The sequence below is a fragment of the Roseiarcus fermentans genome (assembly GCF_003315135.1).
Lineage (GTDB): Bacteria > Pseudomonadota > Alphaproteobacteria > Rhizobiales > Beijerinckiaceae > Roseiarcus > Roseiarcus fermentans.
The window spans coordinates 31,836-56,310 of sequence record NZ_QNRK01000042.1 but is presented as its reverse complement, the minus strand read 5'-3'; the positions used below and the strand labels follow the sequence as shown (position 1 = coordinate 56,310).

Annotated in this window: 26 protein-coding genes; 25 read left to right on the top strand and 1 reads right to left on the bottom strand. The window is 67.0% G+C overall.

Annotated features, from left to right (window positions below; translation table 11 throughout):
* Nucleotides 1–120 precede the first annotated feature (120 nt).
* From DFR50_RS26840 to DFR50_RS26770, 15 genes are all read left to right on the top strand, one after another.
* Complete coding sequence (locus DFR50_RS26840) at nt 121–735, top strand: hypothetical protein (protein ID WP_113892611.1); 615 nt, start codon at nt 121–123, stop codon at nt 733–735.
* Nucleotides 736–2,514, top strand: coding sequence for a terminase large subunit (locus DFR50_RS26835; RefSeq protein WP_113892609.1), 1,779 nt, complete (start codon nt 736–738; stop codon nt 2,512–2,514).
* Nucleotides 2,515–2,524: 10 nt separating this feature from the next.
* Nucleotides 2,525–3,805 carry a phage portal protein gene (locus tag DFR50_RS26830; protein WP_113892606.1) on the top strand — a complete coding sequence of 427 codons (1,281 nt, stop codon included), beginning with the start codon at nt 2,525–2,527 and terminating at the stop codon, nt 3,803–3,805.
* 84 nt (nt 3,806–3,889) lie between these two features.
* Nucleotides 3,890–5,053 (top strand): HK97 family phage prohead protease, encoded by a 1,164-nt coding sequence (locus DFR50_RS26825; RefSeq protein WP_170153408.1) that lies wholly within the window; start codon nt 3,890–3,892, stop codon nt 5,051–5,053.
* Between the two features lie 206 nt (nt 5,054–5,259).
* On the top strand, nt 5,260–6,678 hold the full coding sequence (locus DFR50_RS26820) for a phage major capsid protein (RefSeq protein ID WP_113892602.1): 1,419 nt from the start codon (nt 5,260–5,262) through the stop codon (nt 6,676–6,678).
* Between the two features lie 116 nt (nt 6,679–6,794).
* Nucleotides 6,795–7,280: a hypothetical protein gene (locus tag DFR50_RS26815; RefSeq protein WP_113892600.1), complete on the top strand. Its 486-nt coding sequence runs from the start codon at nt 6,795–6,797 to the stop codon at nt 7,278–7,280.
* Between the two features lie 69 nt (nt 7,281–7,349).
* Nucleotides 7,350–8,126 (top strand): hypothetical protein, encoded by a 777-nt coding sequence (locus DFR50_RS26810; RefSeq protein ID WP_113892598.1) that lies wholly within the window; start codon nt 7,350–7,352, stop codon nt 8,124–8,126.
* A 162-nt stretch (nt 8,127–8,288) separates the two neighbouring features.
* Complete coding sequence (locus DFR50_RS26805; protein WP_113892596.1) at nt 8,289–8,660, top strand: hypothetical protein; 372 nt, start codon at nt 8,289–8,291, stop codon at nt 8,658–8,660.
* A 1-nt stretch (nt 8,661) separates the two neighbouring features.
* Nucleotides 8,662–9,324 (top strand): phage head-tail connector protein, encoded by a 663-nt coding sequence (locus DFR50_RS26800; RefSeq protein WP_113892594.1) that lies wholly within the window; start codon nt 8,662–8,664, stop codon nt 9,322–9,324.
* Nucleotides 9,325–9,358: 34 nt separating this feature from the next.
* The gene (locus tag DFR50_RS26795; protein ID WP_113892592.1) at nt 9,359–9,760 is read left to right on the top strand and encodes a hypothetical protein; all 402 of its coding nucleotides are present in this window, start codon (nt 9,359–9,361) and stop codon (nt 9,758–9,760) included.
* The gene (locus tag DFR50_RS26790) at nt 9,760–10,233 is read left to right on the top strand and encodes a hypothetical protein (RefSeq protein ID WP_113892590.1); all 474 of its coding nucleotides are present in this window, start codon (nt 9,760–9,762) and stop codon (nt 10,231–10,233) included. Before DFR50_RS26795 ends, DFR50_RS26790 begins: the two co-directional genes overlap by 1 nt.
* Before the next feature lie 165 nt (nt 10,234–10,398).
* The gene (locus DFR50_RS26785; RefSeq protein ID WP_113892588.1) at nt 10,399–10,836 is read left to right on the top strand and encodes a hypothetical protein; all 438 of its coding nucleotides are present in this window, start codon (nt 10,399–10,401) and stop codon (nt 10,834–10,836) included.
* Nucleotides 10,837–11,014: 178 nt separating this feature from the next.
* The gene (locus DFR50_RS26780; RefSeq protein ID WP_113892586.1) at nt 11,015–11,761 is read left to right on the top strand and encodes a hypothetical protein; all 747 of its coding nucleotides are present in this window, start codon (nt 11,015–11,017) and stop codon (nt 11,759–11,761) included.
* A gap of 79 nt (nt 11,762–11,840) precedes the next feature.
* Nucleotides 11,841–12,194 carry a hypothetical protein gene (locus DFR50_RS26775; RefSeq protein WP_113892585.1) on the top strand — a complete coding sequence of 118 codons (354 nt, stop codon included), beginning with the start codon at nt 11,841–11,843 and terminating at the stop codon, nt 12,192–12,194.
* 74 nt (nt 12,195–12,268) lie between these two features.
* Nucleotides 12,269–12,451 carry a hypothetical protein gene (locus DFR50_RS26770; RefSeq protein WP_113892583.1) on the top strand — a complete coding sequence of 61 codons (183 nt, stop codon included), beginning with the start codon at nt 12,269–12,271 and terminating at the stop codon, nt 12,449–12,451.
* Between the two features lie 5 nt (nt 12,452–12,456).
* Here DFR50_RS26770 and DFR50_RS26765 read toward each other — a convergent pair whose 3' ends face one another.
* Nucleotides 12,457–12,903, bottom strand: coding sequence for a TM2 domain-containing protein (locus tag DFR50_RS26765; RefSeq protein WP_113892581.1), 447 nt, complete (start codon nt 12,901–12,903; stop codon nt 12,457–12,459).
* A gap of 325 nt (nt 12,904–13,228) precedes the next feature.
* Between DFR50_RS26765 and DFR50_RS26755 the strand changes: the two genes are divergently transcribed.
* Genes DFR50_RS26755 through DFR50_RS26710 form a run of 10 tightly spaced genes read left to right on the top strand, consistent with a single transcriptional unit; the run spans nt 13,229 to nt 24,471 of the window.
* Nucleotides 13,229–13,618, top strand: a complete 390-nt coding sequence (locus tag DFR50_RS26755; RefSeq protein ID WP_147262942.1) for a hypothetical protein — start codon at nt 13,229–13,231, stop codon at nt 13,616–13,618.
* Nucleotides 13,619–13,632: 14 nt separating this feature from the next.
* Nucleotides 13,633–14,136 carry an HNH endonuclease gene (locus DFR50_RS26750; protein WP_113892575.1) on the top strand — a complete coding sequence of 168 codons (504 nt, stop codon included), beginning with the start codon at nt 13,633–13,635 and terminating at the stop codon, nt 14,134–14,136.
* 33 nt (nt 14,137–14,169) lie between these two features.
* Nucleotides 14,170–16,371, top strand: coding sequence for a hypothetical protein (locus DFR50_RS26745; protein WP_113892573.1), 2,202 nt, complete (start codon nt 14,170–14,172; stop codon nt 16,369–16,371).
* The gene (locus DFR50_RS26740; RefSeq protein ID WP_113892571.1) at nt 16,372–18,696 is read left to right on the top strand and encodes a baseplate megatron protein TIM-barrel domain-containing protein; all 2,325 of its coding nucleotides are present in this window, start codon (nt 16,372–16,374) and stop codon (nt 18,694–18,696) included.
* The gene (locus DFR50_RS26735) at nt 18,693–19,310 is read left to right on the top strand and encodes a DUF2460 domain-containing protein (protein WP_113892569.1); all 618 of its coding nucleotides are present in this window, start codon (nt 18,693–18,695) and stop codon (nt 19,308–19,310) included. The genes DFR50_RS26740 and DFR50_RS26735 overlap by 4 nt, the downstream gene beginning before the upstream one ends.
* A 55-nt stretch (nt 19,311–19,365) precedes the next feature.
* The gene (locus DFR50_RS26730; RefSeq protein WP_113892567.1) at nt 19,366–20,463 is read left to right on the top strand and encodes a DUF2163 domain-containing protein; all 1,098 of its coding nucleotides are present in this window, start codon (nt 19,366–19,368) and stop codon (nt 20,461–20,463) included.
* Nucleotide 20,464: 1 nt separating this feature from the next.
* Nucleotides 20,465–20,659: a hypothetical protein gene (locus DFR50_RS26725; protein WP_113892565.1), complete on the top strand. Its 195-nt coding sequence runs from the start codon at nt 20,465–20,467 to the stop codon at nt 20,657–20,659.
* Complete coding sequence (locus DFR50_RS26720) at nt 20,656–21,102, top strand: C40 family peptidase (protein ID WP_113892563.1); 447 nt, start codon at nt 20,656–20,658, stop codon at nt 21,100–21,102. Before DFR50_RS26725 ends, DFR50_RS26720 begins: the two co-directional genes overlap by 4 nt.
* A 3-nt stretch (nt 21,103–21,105) precedes the next feature.
* Nucleotides 21,106–23,637 carry a phage tail protein gene (locus DFR50_RS26715; RefSeq protein WP_113892561.1) on the top strand — a complete coding sequence of 844 codons (2,532 nt, stop codon included), beginning with the start codon at nt 21,106–21,108 and terminating at the stop codon, nt 23,635–23,637.
* Complete coding sequence (locus tag DFR50_RS26710; RefSeq protein ID WP_113892559.1) at nt 23,638–24,471, top strand: hyaluronate lyase N-terminal domain-containing protein; 834 nt, start codon at nt 23,638–23,640, stop codon at nt 24,469–24,471.
* Nucleotides 24,472–24,475: the final 4 nt, after the last annotated feature.

Here is a 24,475-nt window from a genome sequence, read left to right as displayed (position 1 = left end):
TGGGGTTTCCGTCCCCGGACGGTCGCCCCTTGCAACCGCTACCAACCCCATGAACGCAAAAAAATTCTGGGGCGCTGGTGGTTTGATTACGCGCTTTGAAAACCGGAAATCAAACGCATCATGGCGGAGCCTCAGACAAAGTCCCGTCGTGGCGGAGCGCGTCCCGGCGCCGGCCGCAAGCCCAAGGGCTACGTCAAGCCCTCCGCCCTTTCCGCCCTCGGCCTGACCGCAGCCCTCGCCGCCCCGCCGCCGGACGAGATCGACAGCGTCGCGCAAGCGCACGCTCGCGACGTCCTGGCCTCGCTGGTGAACGTGCTCGTCCACGGCAAGAGCGAGGTGGCCAAGATCGCCGCCGCGAAGGAGATCCTCGATCGGGGCTACGGCAAGCCGACCGTCGAGATCGGCGGCGACGCCGCCATGCTGCCGTTCATGCTCGCCCCGCCGTCGGCCGAGCCGAGCGTCCAGGCCGAGATCCGCGTCGCCGCCCGAAAGCACGCGACGCTCGCCGTCGACACCCTGCGCAAGATCGCCATCGACGGCTCGAGCGAGGCGGCCATCACCGCAGCCGCGAGGGCCCTGCTCGACCGTGGCCTCGGAACCGTGGGAAAGGCCCGCATGCCAGAGGAGCAGCGCGACCGTCCGCTCGGCAAGAAGGAGGAAGCCGCCCGCGCCGCCGAGATCGCCGCCTCCGGCCCGTTCGCGACGCCGCTCGCGCCGGCGCGACGGCTTTCGTAAATGCCGCCCGTCTGGACGACCGCGATCCCGGACTGGCGCGAGCGCCTCGTCGAGAGCCGCCCGCTCATCCCGTTCGCCCCCCTGTTCCCGGACGAGGCGCGCGCCGCGAGCGAGATCTTCGACAGCCTGCCGGTCATCGACGTCGCCGGCAAGCCGCCGTTCGGCGACATCGGCCGTCCGTGGGTGCGCGACTTCGTCAACGCCGTCTTCGGCGCCTACGACGCCGCGACCGGCCGCCGGCTGATCCAGTATTTCTTTCTCCTGATCGCCAAGAAGAACGGCAAGTCGACCCTCGCCGCCGGCGTCATGGTCGCAGCCCTCATCCGCAACTGGCGGGAATCGGGCGAGTTCTACATCCTCGCGCCCACCAAGGAGGTCGCGGACAACAGCTACACCCCGGCCGCCGACATGGTGCGCGAGCATTCCGTCCTGCGCTCGATCCTCAAGCCCTGCGCGGGCCGCGTGATCGAGCACCGGAACACCGGCGCCACGCTCAAGGTGGTCGCCGCCGACAGCGAGACCGTTTCGGGCAAGAAGACGATCGGCCTGCTGGTCGACGAGCTGTGGCTGTTCGGCAAGCGCGCCGCCTCCGCCAACATGCTGATCGAGGCCGAGGGCGGCCTCGCGAGCCGGCCCGAGGGGTTCGTCATCTACCTCTCGACCCACGCCGACGGGCCGCCGAAGGGCGTGTTCAAGGACAAGCTCGACGAGTTCCGCGCCATCCGCGACGGCAAGATCGTCGATCCGAAGAAGCTGCCGGTTCTCTACGAGTTCCCCGAGCATCTCATCCAGGACGACCAGTTCAAGCATCGCCGCTGGTGGTCGATCACGAACCCGAACCTCGGCGCCAGCGTCGATCCGGACTTTCTCGCCGGCAAGTTGGCGGAGGCGCAGCGGGCGGGCCGGGCGCAGCTCGCGAGCTTCTACGCCAAGCACCTCAACGTCCCGATCGGCCAGGGGCTCAGCGCGGACGGCTGGGCCGGCGCCGAACTCTGGTCCCGGCGGGTCGAGCCCGGCCTCACGCTGGACGCGATCCTCGACCGGTGCGAGCTCTGCACCGTCGGCATCGACGGCGGCGGCCTCGACGACCTGCTCGGCCTCGCCGTCATCGGCCGCGAGCGCGGCACGAAGCGCTGGCTCGCCTGGGGATGCGCGCTGATCTCGACGATCGGCGTCGGGCGCCGCAAGGCGAACGCCGCCGACTATCTCGCGTTCAAGCGGGAAGGCGATCTGACGGTCTTCCGGTTCGACCTCGGCGTCGAGGACCTCTCCGACGACGACGACGATCTCGCCGAGCTCGTCGCCGACGCGCTGCCGCCGGAGACGTCGCCGGAGGGCTGGACGCCCGACGTCGCCAGGGTCGTCGACGTCGTCCGCCGGATCAACGATCGCGGGCTGCTCGCGCAGGTCGGCGTCGACGCGATGGGAATCGGGACGATCGTCGACGCGCTCGCCGAGATCGGCGTCACGCAGGACGAAGAGCGTCTGTTCGCCGTCCGCCAGGGCATCGGCCTGATGGGCGCGTTCAAGACCGTCGAGCGCAAGCTCGCCGACGGCTCCTTCGTCCACGGCGGCGGCCGGCTCCTCTCGTGGTGCGTCGGGAACCTGAAGCTCGTTCAGACCCCGACCGCCGTCCGCCTCGCCCGCGAGGAATCGGGCCTCGGCAAGATCGACCCGGCCTGCGCGCTCTTCAACGCCGGCGCGTTGATGGCCGCCAATCCCGAGCTGCCGGACGCCTCCGTCTACACCGCCGATCGCGGCCTGATCGTCTTCGAATAGGGGAGCGCGCATGTCCTGGCTGACGCGCCTGTTCGGGGCGAAAACCCGCTCCGCCGAGGGCGATTCGGACTGGGGCTTTGGTTGGTTCAACGCCCACGCATCGAGCGGCGTCGAGGTCAATCAGGCGACTGCGCTGACCGCGACCACCGTGATGGCGGCCGCGACGATGCTGTGCGAAGACTTCGCCAAACTGACGCCAACCGTTTTTCAGCGCCTGCCCGACGGCTCGCGCAAGGCCAAGGTCGACCACGAGGTCTACAACCTCCTCTACCGTCCGAACTCGTGGCAGAACTATTTCGAATGGGCGGAGATGATGCAGCTCAGCCTCGTACTGCGCGGCAACGCCTATTCGGTCAAGATCCGCGACCGCCGCGGCAAGGTTTCCGCCCTGATCCCGGTCAACGCCGACTGGGTCGCGCTTTGGGAATCTCCCGACGGCGAGATTTTCTACCGGGTCACGCCGAACGGCCTGCATCTGCGTGCAGAACTCGCTGGCCAGCCGTTCCTGATCCCCGCCGAGGACGTGTTTCACGTCCGCGGATTCTCGATGAATGGCCTCTTGGGCGCCTCGCGCATCTCGCTGGCGAAAGAGGCGATCGGCCTCGCGCTTGGCTATGAGCGCCAGGCGGCGATGTACATGAGCCAGGGCTCGAACGCCTCGGGCATCCTGACGACCGATTCCAAGCTGACGCCTGACGCGGCGAAACGTATGGCGGCCGACTGGAAGGAAAAGCGCTCCGGCGTGCAGAACTCCGGCAAGATCGTGGTGCTCGAGCAGGGCCTGAAATACCAACCGACGGTCTTGAGCGCCACTGACGCCCAGTTCATCGCCGCCAGAAACCTGCAAATTCAGGAAGTGACCCGCATCTTCCGCATTCCGGCGCACATGATCGGCGATCTGGCGCGCAGCACAAACAACAACATCACCCAGCTCGCGCAGGAATACATCAACCTGACGATGAGCGGCTACACCTCGCGCTGGGCGTGGAAGTGGGACACCGACTTCGACCTGCGCGCCGAAAACCTGTTCGTCGACTACGACCTCACGCAGCTTTCCCGCGCCGACGTCTCGACCCGCTACAACAATTACGCCCGTGGCGTGATGGGCGGCTTCCTGAAGCCGAACGAAGCCCGCATCGACGACGGCCGCAATCCGGACCCTGCCGGCGACAAGCTGCTCGAGCCCGCCAACATGAGCGTGATGGGCTCGCAATCGAGCGGAACCGGCGCCGACGGCGGCGGCCGCCCCGCAGACGGCAGCGCCGACCAGTCCGTCAAGCCCGCCCCCTGACCCCTTCGCCCCGTGAAACGGGGAGAAGGTGGCGCGAAGCGCCGGATGAGGGCGGCGCCGCCCTTTACAATTTTTGAGGCCCCCATGCCGACAGCCATCAACATCGCCGATTTTGCCCGCGAGGCGAGCCGCACCCGCGCGACGCCGTTCACTCCCACCGTGCGCTTCGCCACCGTCGCCGAGCCCGTCCTCGCGGCCGACAGCCGCACCGCGAGCTTCGTCTTCTCCGACGAGACGGTCGACCGCTACGGCGACGTGATCTCGGCCAAGGGTTGGGAGCTTTCCAACTTCAACCAGAACCCGATCGCGCTCTTCGGCCACGATAGCGCCTCGGTCGAAAACGCCATTGGTCGGGCGAAGAACGTCCGGGTTGAGGGGACGCGGCTCGTCGGCGACATCGAGTTCATGGGCGCCGACGTCAACCCGACCGCCGCGGCCGTCTGGGAGATGGTCAAAGGCGGCTGGCTCAAAACCGTCAGCGTCGGCTTCGCCCCGATCGAATGGACGCCGTCGAAGACCCGAAAAGGCGGCGTCGATTTCCTGAAGCAGGAGCTGCTCGAAATCTCGATCGTGCCCATCCCCGCCAACCCCAACGCCGTCGCGCTCGCCAAATCCGCCGGCGTCGACGTTGCCCGCCTCAACCTCCTCCCCCTCGCCCGCGAAACGGGAGAGGGACAGCCCGGCGCAGCCGGGCAGGGTGAGGGCTCGCAACACCGAACCGTCGACCCTCGCGCCCTCGCGCGCGCCTACCGCAAGCGCGGCCTCTACGAGGTCTCCTATCTCTGCGACCTGCTCGCCTTCGCCGACTGGGTGTGCGCCCGCGTCGAGGAAGAGGCCGAAGCCGAGCAGGACGGCTCGCCGCTGCCGGCCCGCATGCGCGCCTGGGTCAACGAGGGGGCGGCAATCGCCGCCGCCATGGCCAAGGAAGAGACCGACGAGCTGATCGCCGGCGGGGAAACCGGAAACGTCGAGGCGCAGGTCGCCGCCGGCGTCCAGAAGGCGCTGTCCGCCCTCGGCCTTGGCCGCTCCGGCCGCCGCCTCTCGGCCGAGACCGAAAAATGCCTCCGCGCCGCGCACGAGCATTGCGCCACCGCCGGCAAGCACATCATGACCGTGCTCGAGCCGCCCGACGACGACAACCCTGAGACTGGCGACGACGGCGGCGACAATGCCGACGAAGACCCGGACAACGAGCGCGCACTTCGCGCCCGCAAGGCCCGCGCCCGCGCCGCCCGCAACCGCCTCTGATCACGCATTCGCCGGCGACGTATCGCCAGCGCGATAGACAGGCCGGCCGTTCGAATCGGTCCGTCAGCCGCGGTCGTCGCCCCCTTCCGGTCTCAAAAACCGGACGCCTCAAACCGCCCTTCGGCAAGGCAGCCCGCGGACGTCTGAAAACGTGCGCAATCCCCCAGTGCCGCTCGTTGTGAGACGCGGCCGAAGGAGCCCTCTACATGGACAAGCTCGCTGAGCTGCGCCGGAAACTCGGCGCGCTGACCGACGACCTGAATTCCGCAGAAATCCTCGCCGACGGAAAGGCGTTCGACGCCAAGGAGGCCGAGATCGTCGCGGTCGAGGCGGAAATCCGCCGGGTCGAGGCCGCTCGCGCCCGTTCGGCCTCGCTCGCCCAGCCGGTCTCGGCCGCCGCAGCCGAGCCCGATCCGAACCTCGCCGCCCGCGCCGCGCAGGGTTTCAACCTGCGCGCCTTCAACGGCGGCGGCGAATGCCTGTCGCCGGCCAACTACAATCCGGTGATCGGCCGCCAGTTCGAATCGTACGTTCGCTCCGCCCGCGCCGAGGCCGCCTCGCTCGGCCTGACGGCCAAGGACCTGCCGTTCAAGTCGTTCGGCGAGCAGCTGCAGGCCATCGCCCGCTCGACGCTGGCGACCAAGGCCGGCGGAACGGCCGACCCGCGCCTCGTCCGCGCTCCGACCGGCGCCTCCGAAGTCGATCCGACCGGCGGCGGCTTCCTCGCCCAGGTCGATTTCCAGCAGGCGGTGTTCATGCTCGCCCACGATATGGGCGAAATCCTCTCCCGGGTGAACAAGATCCCGATCAGCGCGGAAGCGAACGGCCTCAAGATCAACGCGGTCGACGAAACGAGCCGCGCCACCGGATCCCGCTGGGGCGGCGTACAGTCCTACTGGGTCGGCGAAGGCACGCAGCCCTCGTCCTCCAAGCCGAAGTTCCGCCGGGCCGAGTTCGACCTCAAGAAACTGTTCTCGCTCGCCTACATGACCGACGAACTTCTGCAGGATTCGACCGCGCTAACCGCCATTCTCGGCCAGGCGTTCGCGGAAGAAATCATGTTCATGACCGAGGACTCGGTGTTCGAGGGCACCGGCGCCGGCCAGCCGCTCGGTATCCTCAATTCGACCGCGCTGGTCTCGGTCGCCAAGGCGGTCGGCCAGCCGACCGCCACCATCGTCAAGGAAAACGTCGATGCGATGTGGTCGCGCCTGTGGTCGCGTAGCCGCAAGAACAGCGTCTGGCTGGTCAACCAGGATGCGCTGCCGCAGCTGATGGGCCTGGCGCAGGTGGTGGGAACCGGCGGCGCGCCGGTCTATCTTCCGCCCGGCGGCTATTCCGGCTCGCCCTATTCGACCCTGCTCGGGCGCCCGGTGATCGAGACCGAATACAGCGCCGCGTTGGGCTCGCCCGGCGACATCGTGCTGGTCGATCTCAGCCAGTATACGCTGGTCGACAAGGGCGGCGTGCAGGCGGCGACGTCGATGCACATCGCCTTCCTGACCGACGAAATGGTGTTCCGCATTACCTACCGCACCGACGGCCAGCCGATGTGGAAGAGCCCGATCACCCCGTTCAAGGGCGGCAACACCCGCTCGCCGTTCGTCGCCATCGCCGCCCGGTAAAGCCCGTCGCCCTGACCCCCTCTCCCCTCGCGGGAGAGGGACAGGCGCCGCAGGCGGCAGGGTGATGGTTCGGAGCGCCGCCCTTTCAATCCCTCGCACTTCAGGAGCCCGCCGCAATGGCCCGCCAGTATTCCCTCCCCGACATGTTCCCGCCCGTCAGTCTGCTTCCGCCCGCGGCCGACGCCGCCGGCCGCACTGGCTCCTACCGCACGCTCAAGGGCGCGGAAAAGGCATGGATCGTCGCCCGCGTCAACCAGGGCAACGCCGCGCAGGTGACCTTCTCGCCGCTGCAGGCGCAGGACGTCTCCGGAACGGCGTCGAAGGCGATCAACGCCGTGCGCGTCTGGCTCGACAACGCCACCGGCACGACCGACGTTTTTGTCGCCCAGACCGCCGGCGCGACCTTCCAATGCGACGCGAGTCTCGCCGACAAGATCGTGATCTTCGAGATCGTCCCCGAGGTCGCGCTCGACATGGCCAACGGCTTCAAGACCATCGCGCTGCAGACCAGCGCATCCAACGGCTCGAACATCACCGAGGCGACGCTGATCGTGTGGGAGCGCTACCAGGGCGCCGACAAGATCAGCACCTACACGAATTGACGATGACCGGAGGGGCGGCGTCTCGCCGCCCCTGACCGCCGCCTTCCCGCATGTCCGGAGTTTCGCCCCATGTCCACCCCGACCAGCACCAAGGCCGAATTCCGCGCCGGCGTGCAATGTGAATTCGACGGCAACACGACGGAGACGGTCGCCGCCGCCTCGGCCTTCGCCTTCGGCGACGAGTTCGTCGGAGCCGGCCACACAGCCGGCATCCCGGCCGCAGGCTCGCCGGCCGTCGGCTATGCCTGGGTCAAGAAGATCGTCGGCGCCGCGCCGCCGACCGTGGCGCTGCAAACCAACTCTTCCGGCGGCATCATCCAGTGCACGCTGCTGGCGACCTCCGAAATCGAGGAGGCAAGCCTCTATTTCAACGATTCGCTGAGCGTCGACACCACCAAGATCGGGCAGGCTGAATGGCGCGCCGCGCTCTCCGTCGCGCCCTCGCTCGCCGGCGTCCAGGCGGCTGTCGGCCTCGGTTCGGCCTGGGTCGGCGGCGCGCTGCCGAACCAGGCGGTCTACATGCTGTTCGGCTGGACCGCCAACAATGCGCTGCTGATCTGGTCGAGGGACGGGCAAGGCAACACCTATAATTTCGCCGCCAAGCCTATTGGCGGTTCGGCGATCGCGACCGATACCAACATGCACCTCTACCGGGTGGACTGGTCGAACCCCGCCGACATCGCCTTTTTCGTCGATGGCGGCCGCGTCAATGCGGTCGGCTCGGTCGTCTGGGCGGCGACCGGCGGCGCGGCGATCCTGCAGCCCTGGCACACCGTGTACAAGACGGCGTCCGCCGGCCTCGCGACGCTGTCAATCGACAAGATCGATATCTTCAACGGCCGGTGAACGTCGACGCCTCCGCGTTCCGTCTCCCCTTGCGGGAGAAGGTGACCGGCGAAGCCCGCCGGATGAGGGGTCGCGCCGCCCTCGAAAGGCCCCCATGCGCTCCCCGCTGGACCGCGCGCTCCGCGCCACACATCGCAACCCTGACACCGCCGAGGCGCTTCCATGGCTGGTTCGATCGCCGTTACAGAAACCCTGCTCGGCGGAAGCATCGTCAAATATGCGGTCCAATGGACCGCCGACGGCTCCGGCAACCTCAACGCCTCGACCTTCGACATCGGCCGCGGCCGCATCTGGGGAATCAAGTTCGTTCCCGGAACGCCCGCCCCGACCACCGGTCACACGGTGAAGCTGCTCGACCCTGACGGCGCAGACCTTCTCTCCAACGCCGGCGCCTCGGTATCTGGGACCGCCGCGACCTTCGGGACGCTTCTGGCGCAACTCCAGTTCGTCGAGGGCTTCGCCGCCATCACGCCGACCGTGACGGGCGCCGGCGCGCTGGCGCAGGCGACGCTGACCGTCATCGTCGGCCCCTGATATGGGCCCTCCCGCGACCATCTCGACCGTCGTCACGCCGGCCGCGAGCCCAAACCTCGTCGATATCGCCACCGTCAAGATGATGCTCGGCCTGACCGACACGTCCGCCGACGCCTTTCTCGCCCTCCTGATTCCGCAGGCCTCCGCCGCTGCGGCCAATTTCACCAACAACAAGTTCGTCGTCGAGACGATCCTCGACCAGATCTTCCCCGGCCGCGACGGCCGCCCGTGGACGCTTCGCACCGCGATCGCGCCGCTGCAACTGTCGCGCTGGCCGCTGGTTTCGGTTGGGAGCGTCATCGAGACCATCGCCGGGACGCCGACGACGCTGATTTCCGGGACCGACTATCTGGTCGACGCCGTGAACGGCCAGCTCGTCCGCCTCGACAGCTTCGGCTTTCCCCGCGCGTGGGGGTCCGATCCGGTCGCCGTCACCTTCACCGCAGGCTTCGCCGCGATCCCGTTCGAAGTGGTCGCCGCCGTGGTCGAGATCGTCAAGATCGCCTATTATGCGCAAGGCCGCGACCCGATGGTCAGGAGCCAGAACGCGCCCGGCGTGTTCGAGCAGGCGTTCTGGTTCGGCAACGGCCCCGGGGTCGACAACGAACTCCCGCCCTCGATCGCGGGAAAACTGTTGAACTACCGCATGCCGGTGGTCGCATGAGGCGCGCCGCGAAGCCGCCCGTCGGAAGGAAACCATGAGGATCGACCGCGCCGCCGCCGCCGCGACCGCCGCCGCGATCCGCCTGCGCGGCCAGCCCGTGACCTTCGCCAGGCTGTCCGGCACGCCGCCGAACGTCGTCCAGACGCCCCTGAACGGAGCGGCGGTCACGGCCTTCGTCGAAGACTATCAGGCCGACACCACGGCGACCGCCGCGACAGGATGGTCGGCTTCTCAGATCGGGTCGATGGAGCTTGGCGACCGCCATCTGATTGTGATGCTTTCCGACCTCGCCGCCGCCGGCTTCCCCGGCTTGCCGCAGAAAGGCGACCAGGTGACGCTGACCCTGCCGGCCGAGACGCTGACGATCACCAAGGTCGACCCCGCCCGGCGGGCGCTCGCCGGCGCGATCGACCTCTACGGCGTCGGGCTGGCCTGATGCCCTCGATCCGCTTCTCGTTCGAGCACGCCAACTTCGACGCCAGGATCGACGCCGTCCTGCCCGACACCGAGGACGCGCTCGAGCGCGCGCTCGGCCCCGTCGCGTCCGACATGGCCGACGCCGCCCGCAACGCCGCGCTCGCCCACATCCGCTTCGAGGGGACGAAGCCCGGCCAGTACCTCGCCTCGATCTATGGCGGCACGTTCCGCGGCCCCGGCGTGGTCGGCGGCTTCGTCCGCTCCGGCTCGCCGCTCGCCCATCTGCTCGAACTCGGCGCCTCGACGCCCGCCCACGACATTTTGCCGAAGGCGGCCGCCGCGCTCGCCTTCGACGGCTCCGCCGGTCAGGTGTTCGCCAGCATCGTCCACCATCCCGGCGCGACCATCCCGGCCTATCCGGCGCTTTCGCCGGCGTTCGACGCGGCGCGGGGCGCGATCGCCGCCGCGATCGAGAGCGCCGCCAAGGGATAGTCACCGCGCCGTGAGGCGCGAAGGGACAACCAGGAACCGCGCCGTCAGGCGCGCAAGGGCGCAAAGCCCCGTCTCGAGACGGGGCGTCTTTCGACGCCCCTTTGGCCGCCCGCGCTGATGCGCGGAACGCCTCGAGCGCCGGACGGCGCGAAGGGAAAGGCAAAAATGGCGACCACCCGCGAACAGGCGATCGAAGCCCTCTTCGCCACCCTCTCCTCCGCTTACCCCTTCGGCGCGGCCACCCGACGCCTCGCCGCGCCCGAGCAGCTCGCGACCCCCGGAAAGCCCGGCTTCGGCCTCGTCGTCCACCACGAGGCCTATCACCGGCCGAACCTGAACGTTCCGCCGCGCCGCACCCTCACCGCGCTCGCGGTGATCTATGTCGCGACCGGGGCGAACCCGAACGGCGTCCCCGACGCGCTGTTGAACCCGATCAAGGACGCGTTCGACGCGGCGCTCGCGCCCGACAATGTCCAGACCGGGACCTGCACGCTCGGCGGCCTCGTCTTCGCCTGCGGCATCCGCGGCGACGTCGTCCAGGCGCCGGGCGACAAGACCGGCGCCGGCCTCGCCGTGATCCCGATCGACATCGTCCTTCCGTGACCTCAAGCCGCGGTCGCTGACCACGGGTCTCCCTCAAGCCGCGGTCGCTGACCGCGGGTCTCCCTGTAGCCGCGGCCGCCGACCGCGGGTCTCCCTGTAGCCGCGGTCGCTGACCGCGGCCCGCGACCAGCGGTCGCGGCTACAAACGCCGTCCCTCTGACCATCGGAGCCCCCAAAAATGTCCGCAGCCGTCTTCGGCCCTGGCGTCATCATCGTGACCCGCACCGACACCGCGATCCCGGTCGCCTTCAACATCGGCTACGCCAACGAGTTCTCGCTCGACATTTCGGCGCCGACCAAGCAGCTGATGGGCCAGAACCAGTTTCCGATCGCGGTCGCCCGCGGCGTCGCCAAGGTGACCGGCAAGGCCAAGGCCGCGGTTCTCTCCGGCCAGGTGTTCAACGCCGCCTTCTTCGGCCAGTCGTTCACCGCCGGCAAGGACAACTATTACTTCAACGAGCCGCACACGCCCTCGACCACGACCCAGGTCGTCACCAACACCACCGGCGGCATCGTCGACCTCGGCGTCACCTACGCCGCGACCGGCATTCCGCTGGTCCGTGTCGCCACCGCCTCGGTCGCCGGGACCTATTCGGTCGTGCAGTCGACCGGGACTTATACCTTCGTCGCCGCCGACGAGGTCGCGCTCAACTTCAACTATTCGAATTTTTCCTCCGCCTCCGGCCAGCAGCTCAACATCACCAACCAGCTGATCGGCGTTACCCCGACCTTCCAGCTCGATTACTGGACCAACCTCAACCAGCCGGCCGCCAAACCCTTCGCCGTCCGCCTGTTCTCCTGCGCCGGATCGAAACTGCAGATCGCCTCGAAGATCGAGGATTTCGTTCTGCCGGAGCTCGATTTCGAGGTCTTCGCCAACGCTGCGGGGCAGGTGATGAACATCAACTTCCCGGATCTCGGCTGACGCGCTGTAGGGCGGCGTCGCCGCCGCCGCCCGGCGCGCTCAGCGGGCGCGCCCTACAGCGCCAACTTTGGGAGATTCCATGCCAAACACCATCGCCCTCGGCGGCAAGACCTGGACGCTCCCCGCGCTCCCGTGGCGGATCGTGCGCGAGGTCCAGCCGGAGATCGGAAAATTCTTCGCCCTCGCCGGCGACGGCGGGACGAACACGTTGCGCCTGACGACCGCCGAACTCGACGCCCTCGCCGGCGTCGTGTTCAGGGCCGCGGGCCACGTCGACCGCACGCTGACCCGCGAAGCCTTCGACGACCTCGCCTTCTCGCCGCTCGACGTGGTCAGGGCGATTCCCGCCGTCGCGCGCGCCTGCGGCCTCGTCAAGGAGAGCGCCGCCGCGCCCGACCCTTTGGACGCCCGGCCGCCGGCGCCGGACGAGTAGACGACCCCTGGCCCGGCCTGATCGCGCTGGCCTGCGCCTCGACCGGCTGGACGGCGGCCGCCGTCCTCGACCAGATGACCTTCGAACTCTGGTCCGCCTTCCGCGAGGAATGGAAAATCCGGCCGCCCGTCCACTGGCTGGTGGCGAAATTCGTCGGCTACGAGCCGCCGGAAGACAAGCAATACATGGACGCCGACGCCTTCAAGGCGTTCATCGACGCCTCCGGCGGCGTCCTCGACGGCGTGCGGCGGGCGTGACGCCTCTACCCGAACTCCCGCCAGAACTCTTCGTCCTTCATCGAAAATATCCAGAGCGCCTCGACGAAGGCGAACAAAGCCGGAAATGCCGTCCAGAAGAACAGAAGGTAGACCAGCCCGAGGCCCCAGCGGCCGAGGTAGAACTTGTGCACCCCGAACCAGCCGAGAAAAAGCGCCAGCAGCCCTGCGGTTGTCCGGCTGACGGTCGGCGGCTGGGCGACGACAAAGACCGGGACGGCCCTCTCGGGGGCGGCCAGAGCCTCGGCGACGAACCGTTCGCCGAACCGCGCCGCGTCACTCGACGGACCAGAGTGCGTCAGGAGAGGCGGTCCGACCCTCGCTGCGAATGCAGGAGAAAGCCCCGGCTGCGGCGCTCCGCAATAAGGGCATTCCGTCGAATCGACGCGCAACGGGTCGCCGCATTCGACACAGAATTTCACCCGGCCAGCCATGGCCGCGAATCGTAAACAACTTCCACGAAGCGCGCAATGCACGCTCAGCGTGCGGCAAGGGCCTTTTCGAGGATGCGACGAATCGCCTCGGGCCGGGAAATCGGATGCGGTTCCGATCGGATGAAAGCGTCGAGGCGATCGAGAACGCCGGGCTGGAGACGCACCCCAACAAGCGTCCCCGGCTCTTCCGGGCGCGGCTTTCGTGCTACCACGTTATCACGAATTGACGACTTCATGTCATCGTGATAACACGAAACAGTCGGGCCGCCAAGACGCAGCAACGCCGTGACGGCCCTAACCGCAACAACCTGTGTGTGAGGTCGTCATGGCTGCCGCCAACAATAGCACATCTTCAACCCGACGCTCCATTGGCTTGACGGCGTCTCTGCCGTTTCTCTCGGCCGCGCCAGGGCCGGAACCGGTCGCTGACCATTCGCCCGATTTCGCCGTGCTGCGCACGCTGTTCGATGAGGCCATCGCCGTCGAGCGCGCCACGCCGGTCGCCTCTCGCGACGCGGCGCTAAACCGCACCCGGGCCATCGTCGATCGCATTCTGGCCACGAAAAGCGAGACGCTTGAGGATTTGCGGCTGAAGGCGCTGGCTGTGGCTTGGTGTCGCGACTTCGAGCCGGTTACGCTCGCCAGCTTCGACCACGACATGAGCCTCGACCTTCGCCTCGCCGTGTCGATCGTCAGCGACCTGCTGCTGATCTGAGGTCGGCCGCCGCCATGGCCGATGATGGCCTTGTCGCGCTGGATCGGCTGCGTGAGGTTCTTGCCTATGACCCGGCGACGGGCAGTTGGACGTGGCTGGTAACCAACAGCAACCGAGCGAGGGCTGGCTCGCTCGCGGGCTGGGCTGCTGATGGGTACGTCAACATCAAAGTTGATGGCCGCGTGTATCGGGCGCACGTCTTGGCTTGGTTCTACATGACGGGTTCTTGGCCTGAGACCCATGTCGATCATCGGGACCGCGACCGCAGCAACAATCGGTGGCGAAATCTCAGGGAAGCCACGCATTCGCAAAATCTTTCGAACTGCAAGGTCCGGAAAGACAATGCAAGCGGCGCGCGCGGCGTGTCTTGGGACGTTGGCCACGGAAAATGGCGCGCCTATGGAAACGTAGATGGTAAGCGCCACAACATCGGATACTTCGAGAAGAAAGATGACGCCGTCGCCGCCCGTCGCCGATGGGCTGAAAGCAGCTTCGGCGAGTTTGCCGGAGCCTTTTGACGCAATCCTGCCGCGCCTGCTTAGGAAGCCCTAATGTCGCAAGACGTGTACGTCTCGTTCGGCGCCGAGACCGGCGACCTCGAGGCCGCTATGGCCAAGACCAAGGCGGAGGTGTCGAGCCTCGGCCGCGAACTCGCCCAGACCGCGCGCGAGATGCAGAAGTCCGGCCAGGACATGGATTCGTCGCTCGGCGAGCACCTGAAGGCGATCGGCGCGAAGATGGCCGAGGCCAAGGAGCACATGGCCGAGCTGAAGACGGAAATCCGCGAGGCGGGCGAGGGCCGGGAGGGGGGCCTCTCCGGCCTTGCCGAGGCGCTGAAGACGCCGCTCGAATCGATCGAGGCGCTGAAAGGCGCGCTCGCCGGCATGGCCGAGATGGTCGCCGGCGCCTTCGCGCTGGAAAAGATCGTCGAGTGGGTCAACGAGACGGCGGAGGCGGCGGAAAAGATCGAGCGCGAGGCCGAGGCGCTCGGGCTCGCGGTCGGCGCGATCCAGAAGTTCCGGGCCGAATCGACGCTGGCCGGCGTCTCCGCCGACGGCGTCGTCCAGAGCATGGAAATGCTCCAGCGCATGTTGACCAAGGTCGAGAGCGCCGGCAGCCCGGCCGCCGCCGTGCTCAAGGCGATGGGGATCGCCGGCGAAGAGTTTCGCTCGCTCGACATGGCGGGCCAACTCGAAGAGCTGGCGCAGGGGTTCGAGAAATTCGCCGACGGGCCGAAGAAGCTCGCCGCGGCGATGACGCTGTTTCGCGGCAACGGCGAGGAGATGCTGAATTTCCTCAACCGCGGCAAGGAGGGGTTCGAGGAGCTCGGCCAGAAGGTCGACGAGACCGGCGTCGTCATGGACGGCGCGACCGTCGGCGCGTTCGCCAAGCTCAAGGAAGCCGAGAACGAGCTGGGGCTCGCGACCACGGCGCTGAAGCAGGATCTGGAGACCGGCCTCGCCGGCCCGCTGATCAGGATCATCGGCCTTGCGATCCGCGCGACCGAGGCGATCGACCGGTTCTACCGCTCGGTCAAGAACCCGCCCCTGATCACCGGGGCCGATTTTTCCGCCCCCGCCGACATTCCCGTGCTCGACCCGACCGGCTCGGCGCTGAAGGACGCGATGGCCGGCGGCCCGGGCCGCAACGTCAACGTGCACAAGGGCAAGCCGGAATTCCCCGACATCAACGTCGGCCGCGGCGGAAAAGGCGGCGGCGGGGGCGCCGGCCACGACGATTCCGCCGCGGTCGCGCGCGAGCAGCTTCAGGACGAGCTCTCCGACGTCAAGGACGCCGCGAAACAGAAGCTCGACGCCTACAACGACGATCTCTCCCATCACCGGACCTCGGTCGCCGCGTGGCTGAAGGATTCTGAAACCGTCCTCAATCAGGAAGCCGCCGACGTCAAGAAACTCTACGACGAGGAGGCCTCGCTCGCCGGCCAGACCGCGGCCGAAGTCGCCCGGATCAAGCGCCAGGAGCGGCAGGCGCTGCGCCAGATCAACGACCAGATCGCCGCCGACGAACGCAAGGCGGCGGACGAAGCGCAAAAGTCGTGGGAGTCCTCGCTCTCGACCATCACCGGCGCGTTCAATTCGGCGCTGAAAGGCATGATCAGCGGCCATGAGACCTTCCGCCAGGCGATGATGAAATCGCTCGAAGGCCTCGCCTTCAAGGCGCTCGACCTGATCGAGCAGACCGTCATCCACCACATCGCCGGCGAACTCGCCAAGACCGCCGCGACCGCCGCCGGCACGGCGGCGCGCACGGCCGCCGAGACCGGCGCGGCCGGGGCCGGCGCCGCCGCCGACGCCGCCGCGGCGCTGAAATCGATCATGACCTCCGCCGCCGAGACGTTCGCCGGCGTGTTCGGCTTCTTCGCCCCGGTCATGGGCCCGTTCGCCGCCGGCCCGGCCGCCGCGGCGCAGGCCACCGTCATGGGCGCGGCCGGCTCGATCGCCTCGGCCGACATCGGCATGTGGCAGGTTCCGGGCGACCAGCTCGCGATGATCCACAAGAACGAGCTTGTCATGCCCGCGGGGCAGGCGGGCGCGTTCCGCGACCTTCTTTCCGGCGCGGCCTCGGGCGGGAACGCCGGCGGCATGGCGATCCATCCGACCACCAACATCTCGGTCAGCGGCGTCGCCGACGCCTCTTGGTGGCGCAACAATTCTTCCGACGTCGTCAAGGCGGTCGAAAGCGGCGTCCGCTCTGGCGCAGCGCTCGCCTCGAAGCGCCTGCGGGCGTTCTGAATGGGGGCTCCGCAGGCGCTTGGCGTCCACCTTCTGCCCTCGACCGGCGAGTGGGCCTATGACACGGTCGCGACGTCGGCCGCGCAATGGGACCTGTTCACCGGGACCATCGAGACGGCGAAGCCGACAAACACTTATGCCGGCGGCGGCTCGACCACGGATTACACGCTCGCGCTCAACCAATTGCAGGCGCAGCATCCGGAAACGACGACGGTTTCCGTGGTCGTCTCATGGTTCTTCGATTCGACCGACGCCTCGAAGTGCCGCATCTACCCTTCGACGATCTATCTTTTGGGCGGCGTCTGGCAGGGCGGCGTTGCGACGCACTGGTATTGCTCGGGCCTGACCGAAGCGACCTTCCCGGGCGTCATTCCGCTGCCGATGACCGGCGCAGACAGTTCGGCGATGCTCAAATACTTCGCCGGGCTCCTGCCCGATCCCAGCGCCGCGCTCGGGAGCTACATTTACGGTGGGACGCCGAGCGACCCGTCCATTGTGCGCTGCATTCAGGATTTGAAGGCGCGCGGGTTCAAGGTCGTGTTCTATCCGTTCCTGCTCGCGACCTGCGCCGGCTATCCCTGGCGCGGGCGCATCACCTATTCGCCCGATCTCTCGAGCGCCGCGGCCGCGGCCGTGAACGCGTTCCTGGGGCCGGCGACTACGGGCATGTTCAGCCGCGACGCGGTCAATCTGACGGTCGGTTACAGCGGCGGCGCGACGACCGATTGGACCTATCGCCGGATGATCCTGCATTACGCGAACCTGTGCGTGATCGCCGGGGGCGTGAACCTGTTCGTGATCGGATCAGAACTCCGCGGCCTCGAGACGATCCGCGGTCCGGCCTGGACCAAGGCCGGGACGCTCGACGGCGGCGGAAAGGCGGTCTGGGATTATCCCTTCGTCGCCGGGCTCGTGACGCTCGCCAACGACGTCCGCTCGGTCTTCGACGGCGCGGGACTGACGAAGAACCTGTCGACGCACAAGAACCTCATCACCTATTCGGCCGACTGGTCGGATTGGATGGGCTATCAGCATCCGGGGCAAAACGGCCAATGGCCGCATCTGGACAGTCTTTGGTCTTCGTCAAATATCGACGTGGTGAGCTTCGACAACTATCTGCCGCTGAGCGACTGGACGACTGGCTCCGGCGGTCTAGACGTTCTGAATTGGAGCGCGCCAGCGCCGACCGGGCCTTGGCCGCCTGGCAGTTCGACCATGAGCGGGCTTGGGCTCAGTGGCTTGCCGACGATTTACAGTCTGCCCTATCTCGAAGCGAACATTGAGGGCGGGCAGTATTTCAACTGGTTTTACAACGACGGCAACAACCTCGGCCGCGGCCTCGATCCGAACAACTCGGGCCAGATCGTGTCCCTGCCCGAAGGTGACAGGCTTACGCAAAGCCGCAACGCCTATTCGAGCGGCCAGCAGATCCTCGCGCCGAAGCAATTGCGCTGGTGGTGGAACAACACGCATCAGGCCGTCTATGACACCGGCTCGGGCTGGGTTCCGCAGGGCGCGCAAACCGAATGGGTCGCGCAGTCCAAGAGCATCATCACGCTCGAATATGGTTGCTCCAACGCCGACAAGGCGACCAATCAGCCGAACGTCTTCTTCGATCCGAAGTCGACCGAGAGTTACACGGCGTTTTGGTCGGCGTGGGCGCAGTACGGCTCGAATTGGGCGCCGGTGCGTGACGACACGATTGCCGCGCTCTACATTCAGGCGGTCTATAACTACTGGCTGAGCGGGTCGAACAATCAGACGAGCGGCGGCGGCGTTCAAATGCTTCTGCCGACGTTCTGTTGCCTGTGGAATTGGGACGCCCGCCCGTTCCCGATATACCCGCTCGACGGCTCGGCCTGGGGCGATACCGGGAATTGGAGCGCGGGCGATTGGTTCACGGGGCTTCGAACGCCGCTTCCGCCGCTGGCGCCGAGCGCGGACCCGACGCCGCCGGCCTATGCGACCTTCCCGACGATCGCGACGCTTGGATGGTCGGTGCATGTCCGCCCGCGCTTCGCGACCGACGTTGCAAGCCATGTCTCGGGCCGCGAGGTCCGCAACCCGCGCTTCGTCGCCCCGCTCTATGACTTCGAACTGACGTTTGAGGTCTTGCGATCGGACGCGGCGCACCAGGAATTGCAGGCGCTGGCCGGCTTCTTCGAGGCGATGGGCGGCGCCGCGACGCCGTTTTGGTTCTCGCCGCCGAACCTGTCTGGCGGCCCGTATCTCTGCCGCTTCGCCGACGACGTCCAAGATTTCGAGGAGTTCATGACGATGCTGTTCAAGCTCGGGACGTGCAAGCTGCAGGGGGTCCGTGGTTGACCACGCCTCCATCGTTCCCGACCCTCGCCGGGCTCGGCTGGTCGGTCCACAAGAAGCCGACGTTCAGCACGATCATCGGCGCGCACGCCTCCGGGCGTGAGGTCAGGACCCCGCTTTACGTCAACCCGATCTGGACTTTCGAGGTCACGATCGACGGGCTGTCGTCGTCCGCGACCGCGTTTCCCGGCCTCGGCGCGAACTCGCAACAGGCGCTGCTCGGCTTCTTTCTCGGCCTTCAAGGCAAATATGGAACATTCCTGTTCACCGATCCGACCGACTCCAGCGTGACCGCCGGCGCGCTCGGGACCGGCGACGGGACAACGACCACGTTCACCTTCGCGCGCTACATGGGCGCCTTCCTCGAGCCGGTCGGCTGGGTGACGGCGGTTTCGAACGTCTACTTGAACGGCGTCAATCAGGCGTCCGGATGGTCGCTCACGACCCCGAACAGCCTCGTTTTCTCCGTTGCGCCTGGCGCGGCCGTGGCGATCACGGCCACCTTCACCTTCGCCTTCCAGTGCCGTTTCGACGACGACGCGATGGACTTCGAGCAGTTCATGTCGAACCTGTGGAAGGTCGACAAGATCACTTTCCGAAGCGTGAGGGCGTCATAATGCTTATTGGCCTCGTTGGGATTGCCTTTGCCAGCGTTCGCCGGGGCCGCCCGGCATGAAGATCAACAGTTTCCTCGGCTACATCAGTGGCTCGACCCTGACAGTGACGTCCGTCCTATCCGGGACGGTCGGCACGGGGCAACTGTTCAACAATAGCGGCCTGTTGTCGGTTGCGGTTTCGGTAACGGGGCAGACCGGCGGAACGACTGGCGGGGCAGGAACCTATTCGCTATCGAACAGTTCGAACGGCAGCGTGGGTTCATCTGGCTCCCCGGTGGCGTTCAGCACGCATCCCCTCTGGCCGCTGATCGGCTCGGGCGGCTCGGCGATTGCGAACCCGGACAGCCCGATCGCCTTCGCCGAGTGCTACACCTTCACCACGTCGACCGGCGCGGCCTACCGCTGGACGTCCTACGATCAGCCGATCCCTTACGGCGGCTATGTCTTCTCGGCCTCCGGGCCGCTCGTGCAAGGCCTCAAATCGAAAGCCAATGTCGGCCTCGAGGTCGACCGCCAGCAAATCCAGATCTCCGCCACGCCGGCCATGCTCATCAACGGCGCGCCGTTCCTGATCGCCTTGCGCGATGGCGCTTTCGACGGCGCCGCGGTGCAGCGCGATCGGGTCTTCATGTCCTCGCCGGGCGGCTCGGTCGTCGGCGGCGTGACGATGTTCAAGGGGTTCATTTCGACCGTCGACCAGGTCGGGCGGACCATGGCGACTGTGACCATCGCCAGCGCGCTCGTGATCCTCGATTACGACATGCCGCGCAACCTGTTTTCGCCGACGTGCATTCATTCGCTGTACGATGCGGGCTGCGGCGTTCCCCGCGGGACCTTCGGGGCCAGCGGGACGGCGGCGAGCGGATCGAACGCCTCGACCGTCGTTTGGTCCGGCGCGGTCGCGGGCCACCGTGGCGGCTCGCTGGTCTGGACGTCCGGCGCCAACGCCAACGTGCGCTCGACGGTCAAGAGCGTAAGCGCTGGGGCCTCGCTCGGCCTCATGTACCCGCTGCCGTTCGCCCCGACCGTCGGCGACGCCTTCACGGTGTACTACGGCTGCGATCACACGCAATCGACCTGCCAGAACGTGTTTGGCAACCTCGCAAACTTCCGCGGCTTCCCCTACGTGCCGCCTCCGGAGATGGCTTACTGACATGAACGACGATCCCATTCTTCAGTTCTTCGCCTGGTCGCATCTGCCGCCTCATCTTAAGGCGGTCAGCAAGCCGTTCGGCGATCTCGCGACGTCGATCGCCGAGACTCTCCCGGACAATCCGGAACGGAACGTCGCGCTCCGAAAACTGCTCGAGGCGAAGGACGCGGCCGTTCGCGCGAGGCTCTTCAGGTGACCGAGGAAGAGGGCCGCGCGGCCGTGGTCGAGGCCGCCCGCGCGTGGCTCGGGACGCCCTACCATCACCTTGGCGACATCAGGGGCGTGGGCGTCGACTGCGCCATGCTCTTGGTGCGCGTCTACGTCGACCTTGGCCTCATCGAGCCCTTCGACCCGCGGCCCTACTCGCCCGATTGGATGCTCCACAACGGCGAGGAACGCTATTTGACCCTTCTCCTGGCCCGCTCGCGCGAGATCCCGCGTGCCTCGGTCGGGCCCGGCGACTTCATCCTGTTTCGCTTCGGCCGCTGCTTTTCCCATGGGGGCATCGTGACCAAAACCGACCCGCTGACGATGGTCCACGCCTTCATGCCGGCGCGCCGCGTGATCGAAGACGAGCCGGAGCGCAGCGAACTCGGAATCCGGCTGCAAACCGCGAAATTCGCGAGCTATTGGGGCTGATCCGTGGGCTTCCTCCGCGGCAACCGCAACCAGGTCAAGCCGGATTACACCGGCCTGCAGATCCAGACATCCGTCTCGACGCTGCCGATTCCGATTGTCTGGGGGCAGGGCAAAGTCGGCGGAAACGTCATCTGGTACACGGACTTTATCGCCACCCCGCTTCATGCCAGCGGCGGAGGGGGAGGCAAGGGCGGCGGGTCGCAGATTTCCGGCTATAACTACAACGTCAACGTCGCCATGGCGCTGTGCGAGGGGCCGGTTAATCTTCTGACCGTCTACAAAGACCAAAGCCTTTACCTCTATCAGTGGCTCGGCCTGACCTTTTACAACGGTTCTACGCCGCAAGGCGTGTGGGCGGGCTTCGAGGCGGTGTCGACGAGCCAATTGCTCGCTTACCAGGGAACGGCCTTCGTCGCGGCCCTCTACTACAACCTCGGCGATTCCGGCTCGCTCGGAAACCATAATTTCGAGGTCCAGGGGATCCTTGCCGGGACCGGCGTCAACGGGATCGACGCCGATCCGGCCCAGGTCATCAACGACTTTCTGACCAACGGGCAATATGGCGTCGCGGGCTTGAACGGCGCGACCTTCCCGTCCGCGATGATAAACGGCGCGACGCTGTTCGGCTCGGGCGGCGATTCGAGCCTACAGACCTATTGCAAGGCGCTGGGGATTTGCTTCTCGCCGGTCCTGACGTCGCAGGAACAAGCCTCCTCGATCCTCACGCGCTGGCTGCAAATCTGCAACTGCGCGGCCGTGTGGTCGGGCGGGATGCTGTCGTTCGTTCCCTACGGCGATTCCTCGATCGGCTCGGGCTCATCGAGCACGATCACGGCGCAATTCACCATTCCGACGCCGATTCCGCCCAACTCGACCAGCGAGCCGCAGATCCCGGCGCAAGTCCCGGTCTCGTCGCCCGCGCAGTTCGCCAGCGACGGCGGGGTCAAATATGCTTCGACCGGCGCCGCGCTGACCTTCCTGCCGGGCGTCACCATCCCGACCGCGGCCGGAACCTATGGTTGCGTGAACGGGACCTATTATTTCGCGCCGCCCGACGAGGGCTTGGCCGTCATCGTCACCTATACCGTCCAGACGGTCACAAGCTTTGTCCCGAATCTGACGCCGGCCTATGCGATCGGCGACAACAATTTCGTGGACGAGCGGGGCAACAAGGACCCGCTGCAGGTCGAGCGGGTCGACATTTTCAGCCTGCCGACGATCCAGCGCATCGAAGTTTCGAGCCGGTCAAATCGGTATTCGCCGGTCCCTGTCGAGGCGCGCGACCAGGCGATGATTGAACAGTTCGGCCCGCGGGTCGGTCCGGTCATTCAGGCGCACGAGATTTGCGACGAATTCACCATCGGCCCGCTCGTCGCGCAAACACTCCTACAACGCGAGCTCTACGTCCGCGCCAAGTTCACCTTCAAACTGTCGTGGGAGTTCTGCCTTCTCGACCCGATGGACATTGTCACGCTGACGGACGCCAACCTTGGGCTTTCGAACTATCCCGTCCGAATCATCAGCATCGACGAAGACGACAAGGGCCTCCTGACCGTCGTTGCCGAGGAGCTTGTGACCGGCGTTTCGAGCCCGGCCTATAACCCATCCGCGGGCGCCGGCTCGGCGCTGCCGTCGTTCGGAGCGCCAGCCTGGGGCGTCAACACGCCGCTCGTCTTTGAGCCGCCGACCACGATCACGGGCGGCGTCCCGCAACTCTGGCTCGGGGCCTCCGGTCAATACGGCCAGACGATGCAATGGGGCGGGGCCTATGTCTGGCTCTCGGTCGACGGGGTCAATTTCTCGCAGATCGCGACGCTCGATGCGCCGCTGCGCCAAGGCTTCCTGACCGCGCCGCTGCCAAGCGCGAGCGGATGGGATTCGACCGACACGCTCGCCGTCTCGCTCACCGAAAGCGGCGGGACCTTGACCGGGACCTCCCAGGCCGCGGCGCAGGCCGGCGGCACGCTTTCGCTGATCGACGGCGAACTCGTCGCCTATCAAAACGCTGCGCTGACCGGCGCGAACGCCTACAGCCTGACCGGCTTGCAGCGCGGCATGGGCGGGACAAACGCAGCCGCGCATGGCACAGGCGCCCCGTTTGCGCGCCTCGACAGCGCGGTTTTTCAATACACGTTGCCGCAAAACCTGATCGGCCGGACGCTTTATGTGAAGTTCCAGAGCTTCAACGCCTTCGGCGGCGGCGTCCAGTCGCTTGCGAATTGCACAGCCTATACCTTCGCGGCGACGGGAACCTCCGACCCGATCGCGGCGCAGCTTTTGAGCGGCGCGCCGCTGGATCTCGGCGCGGTCAATGCGTCGCCGACGCTGAGCGACGATTTCGGCGTCCTGGGCGGCGGCGTCGCCAGCATCATCGACCTGGGCGTCATCACGCTTTCGGACCCGATCGCGACGCAACTCCTCTCAGGATCGGCGGTCGATCTCGGCCCGGTGACAGGCGCCGCGACCGTCTTCGACGACTTCGGCCAGATCACGATTGTCGTCACGCAAACCGTTAACCTCGGGACTGCCCCATAAATGAGCGAACAGCTACAGCTTAGGCGCGGCACGGCCGCGAGCGTCGCCACCTTCACGCCCGCGCAAGGCGAACTCGCCGTCGACACAACCTACTACAAGCTTTACGTCGGCGACGGTGCGACCGCGGGCGGCTGGTCGGTCGCCATGGCGCAGCGCCGGGCGCTGGCGGCCTCCGGAACGACCATCCTCGGGACGGACCGGATCATCGCGCACACGACACTTTCGGGCGCCGTGACCGACACCCTGCCGGCGGCCTCCGCCTTCCCGGTCGGCGAGCGCCTGCTTGTGATCGACGAGTCCGGGTCCTGCTCGACCACCAACACGATCACGGTCCAGCGCGCCGGATCGGACACGATCGGCGGCGGCGTGACCTCGATCGCGGTCAATGTCCCCTACGGCTTCCTCGCGCTCGAATCGAACGGGTCGAACGCCTGGACGGTGACAGACTCCTTCCTCGCCGCGCAGGCCCCGCACGGCGCCTCAATGCAATTCGCCGTGCTCGAGATCACGTCGGGCGCTCTGAGCGGCGCGCTGGTCACGCTGTCGAACGTCGTTCCGGCCAACTGCATCGTGTTTTCGGTCGGCGCCTACGTCACGACCACGATCACGGGCGCAACCTCCTATTCGGTCGGATGGAACGGCCCGGGCGGATCCTCCTCGACCTTCGGCTCCGGCCTCTCGCTGCCGGCAGGCTCGGCGAATTACGGGCTGATCGGGCCGACCGCGAACTATTCGCTCGCGAATCTGACGCTGACGCCGGCCGGCGGCAACTTCACCGCCGGCGCGGTCCGGCTCTCGATCCATCTGGCCTTCTGCAACCCGTCGTCCTCGTAACCGG

Excerpts from the sequence above, each read along its gene's own strand:
- DFR50_RS26840 (WP_113892611.1), top strand. The coding sequence starts at position 121 with ATGGCGGAGCCTCAGACAAAGTCCCGTCGTGGCGGAGCGCGTCCCGGC.
- DFR50_RS26835 (WP_113892609.1), top strand. The coding sequence starts at position 736 with ATGCCGCCCGTCTGGACGACCGCGATCCCGGACTGGCGCGAGCGCCTC.
- DFR50_RS26830 (WP_113892606.1), top strand. The coding sequence starts at position 2,525 with ATGTCCTGGCTGACGCGCCTGTTCGGGGCGAAAACCCGCTCCGCCGAG.
- DFR50_RS26825 (WP_170153408.1), top strand. The coding sequence starts at position 3,890 with ATGCCGACAGCCATCAACATCGCCGATTTTGCCCGCGAGGCGAGCCGC.
- DFR50_RS26820 (WP_113892602.1), top strand. The coding sequence starts at position 5,260 with ATGGACAAGCTCGCTGAGCTGCGCCGGAAACTCGGCGCGCTGACCGAC.
- DFR50_RS26815 (WP_113892600.1), top strand. The coding sequence starts at position 6,795 with ATGGCCCGCCAGTATTCCCTCCCCGACATGTTCCCGCCCGTCAGTCTG.
- DFR50_RS26810 (WP_113892598.1), top strand. The coding sequence starts at position 7,350 with ATGTCCACCCCGACCAGCACCAAGGCCGAATTCCGCGCCGGCGTGCAA.
- DFR50_RS26805 (WP_113892596.1), top strand. The coding sequence starts at position 8,289 with ATGGCTGGTTCGATCGCCGTTACAGAAACCCTGCTCGGCGGAAGCATC.
- DFR50_RS26800 (WP_113892594.1), top strand. The coding sequence starts at position 8,662 with ATGGGCCCTCCCGCGACCATCTCGACCGTCGTCACGCCGGCCGCGAGC.
- DFR50_RS26795 (WP_113892592.1), top strand. The coding sequence starts at position 9,359 with ATGAGGATCGACCGCGCCGCCGCCGCCGCGACCGCCGCCGCGATCCGC.
- DFR50_RS26790 (WP_113892590.1), top strand. The coding sequence starts at position 9,760 with ATGCCCTCGATCCGCTTCTCGTTCGAGCACGCCAACTTCGACGCCAGG.
- DFR50_RS26785 (WP_113892588.1), top strand. The coding sequence starts at position 10,399 with ATGGCGACCACCCGCGAACAGGCGATCGAAGCCCTCTTCGCCACCCTC.
- DFR50_RS26780 (WP_113892586.1), top strand. The coding sequence starts at position 11,015 with ATGTCCGCAGCCGTCTTCGGCCCTGGCGTCATCATCGTGACCCGCACC.
- DFR50_RS26775 (WP_113892585.1), top strand. The coding sequence starts at position 11,841 with ATGCCAAACACCATCGCCCTCGGCGGCAAGACCTGGACGCTCCCCGCG.
- DFR50_RS26770 (WP_113892583.1), top strand. The coding sequence starts at position 12,269 with ATGACCTTCGAACTCTGGTCCGCCTTCCGCGAGGAATGGAAAATCCGG.
- DFR50_RS26765 (WP_113892581.1), bottom strand. The coding sequence starts at position 12,903 with ATGGCTGGCCGGGTGAAATTCTGTGTCGAATGCGGCGACCCGTTGCGC.
- DFR50_RS26755 (WP_147262942.1), top strand. The coding sequence starts at position 13,229 with ATGGCTGCCGCCAACAATAGCACATCTTCAACCCGACGCTCCATTGGC.
- DFR50_RS26750 (WP_113892575.1), top strand. The coding sequence starts at position 13,633 with ATGGCCGATGATGGCCTTGTCGCGCTGGATCGGCTGCGTGAGGTTCTT.
- DFR50_RS26745 (WP_113892573.1), top strand. The coding sequence starts at position 14,170 with ATGTCGCAAGACGTGTACGTCTCGTTCGGCGCCGAGACCGGCGACCTC.
- DFR50_RS26740 (WP_113892571.1), top strand. The coding sequence starts at position 16,372 with ATGGGGGCTCCGCAGGCGCTTGGCGTCCACCTTCTGCCCTCGACCGGC.
- DFR50_RS26730 (WP_113892567.1), top strand. The coding sequence starts at position 19,366 with ATGAAGATCAACAGTTTCCTCGGCTACATCAGTGGCTCGACCCTGACA.
- DFR50_RS26725 (WP_113892565.1), top strand. The coding sequence starts at position 20,465 with ATGAACGACGATCCCATTCTTCAGTTCTTCGCCTGGTCGCATCTGCCG.
- DFR50_RS26710 (WP_113892559.1), top strand. The coding sequence starts at position 23,638 with ATGAGCGAACAGCTACAGCTTAGGCGCGGCACGGCCGCGAGCGTCGCC.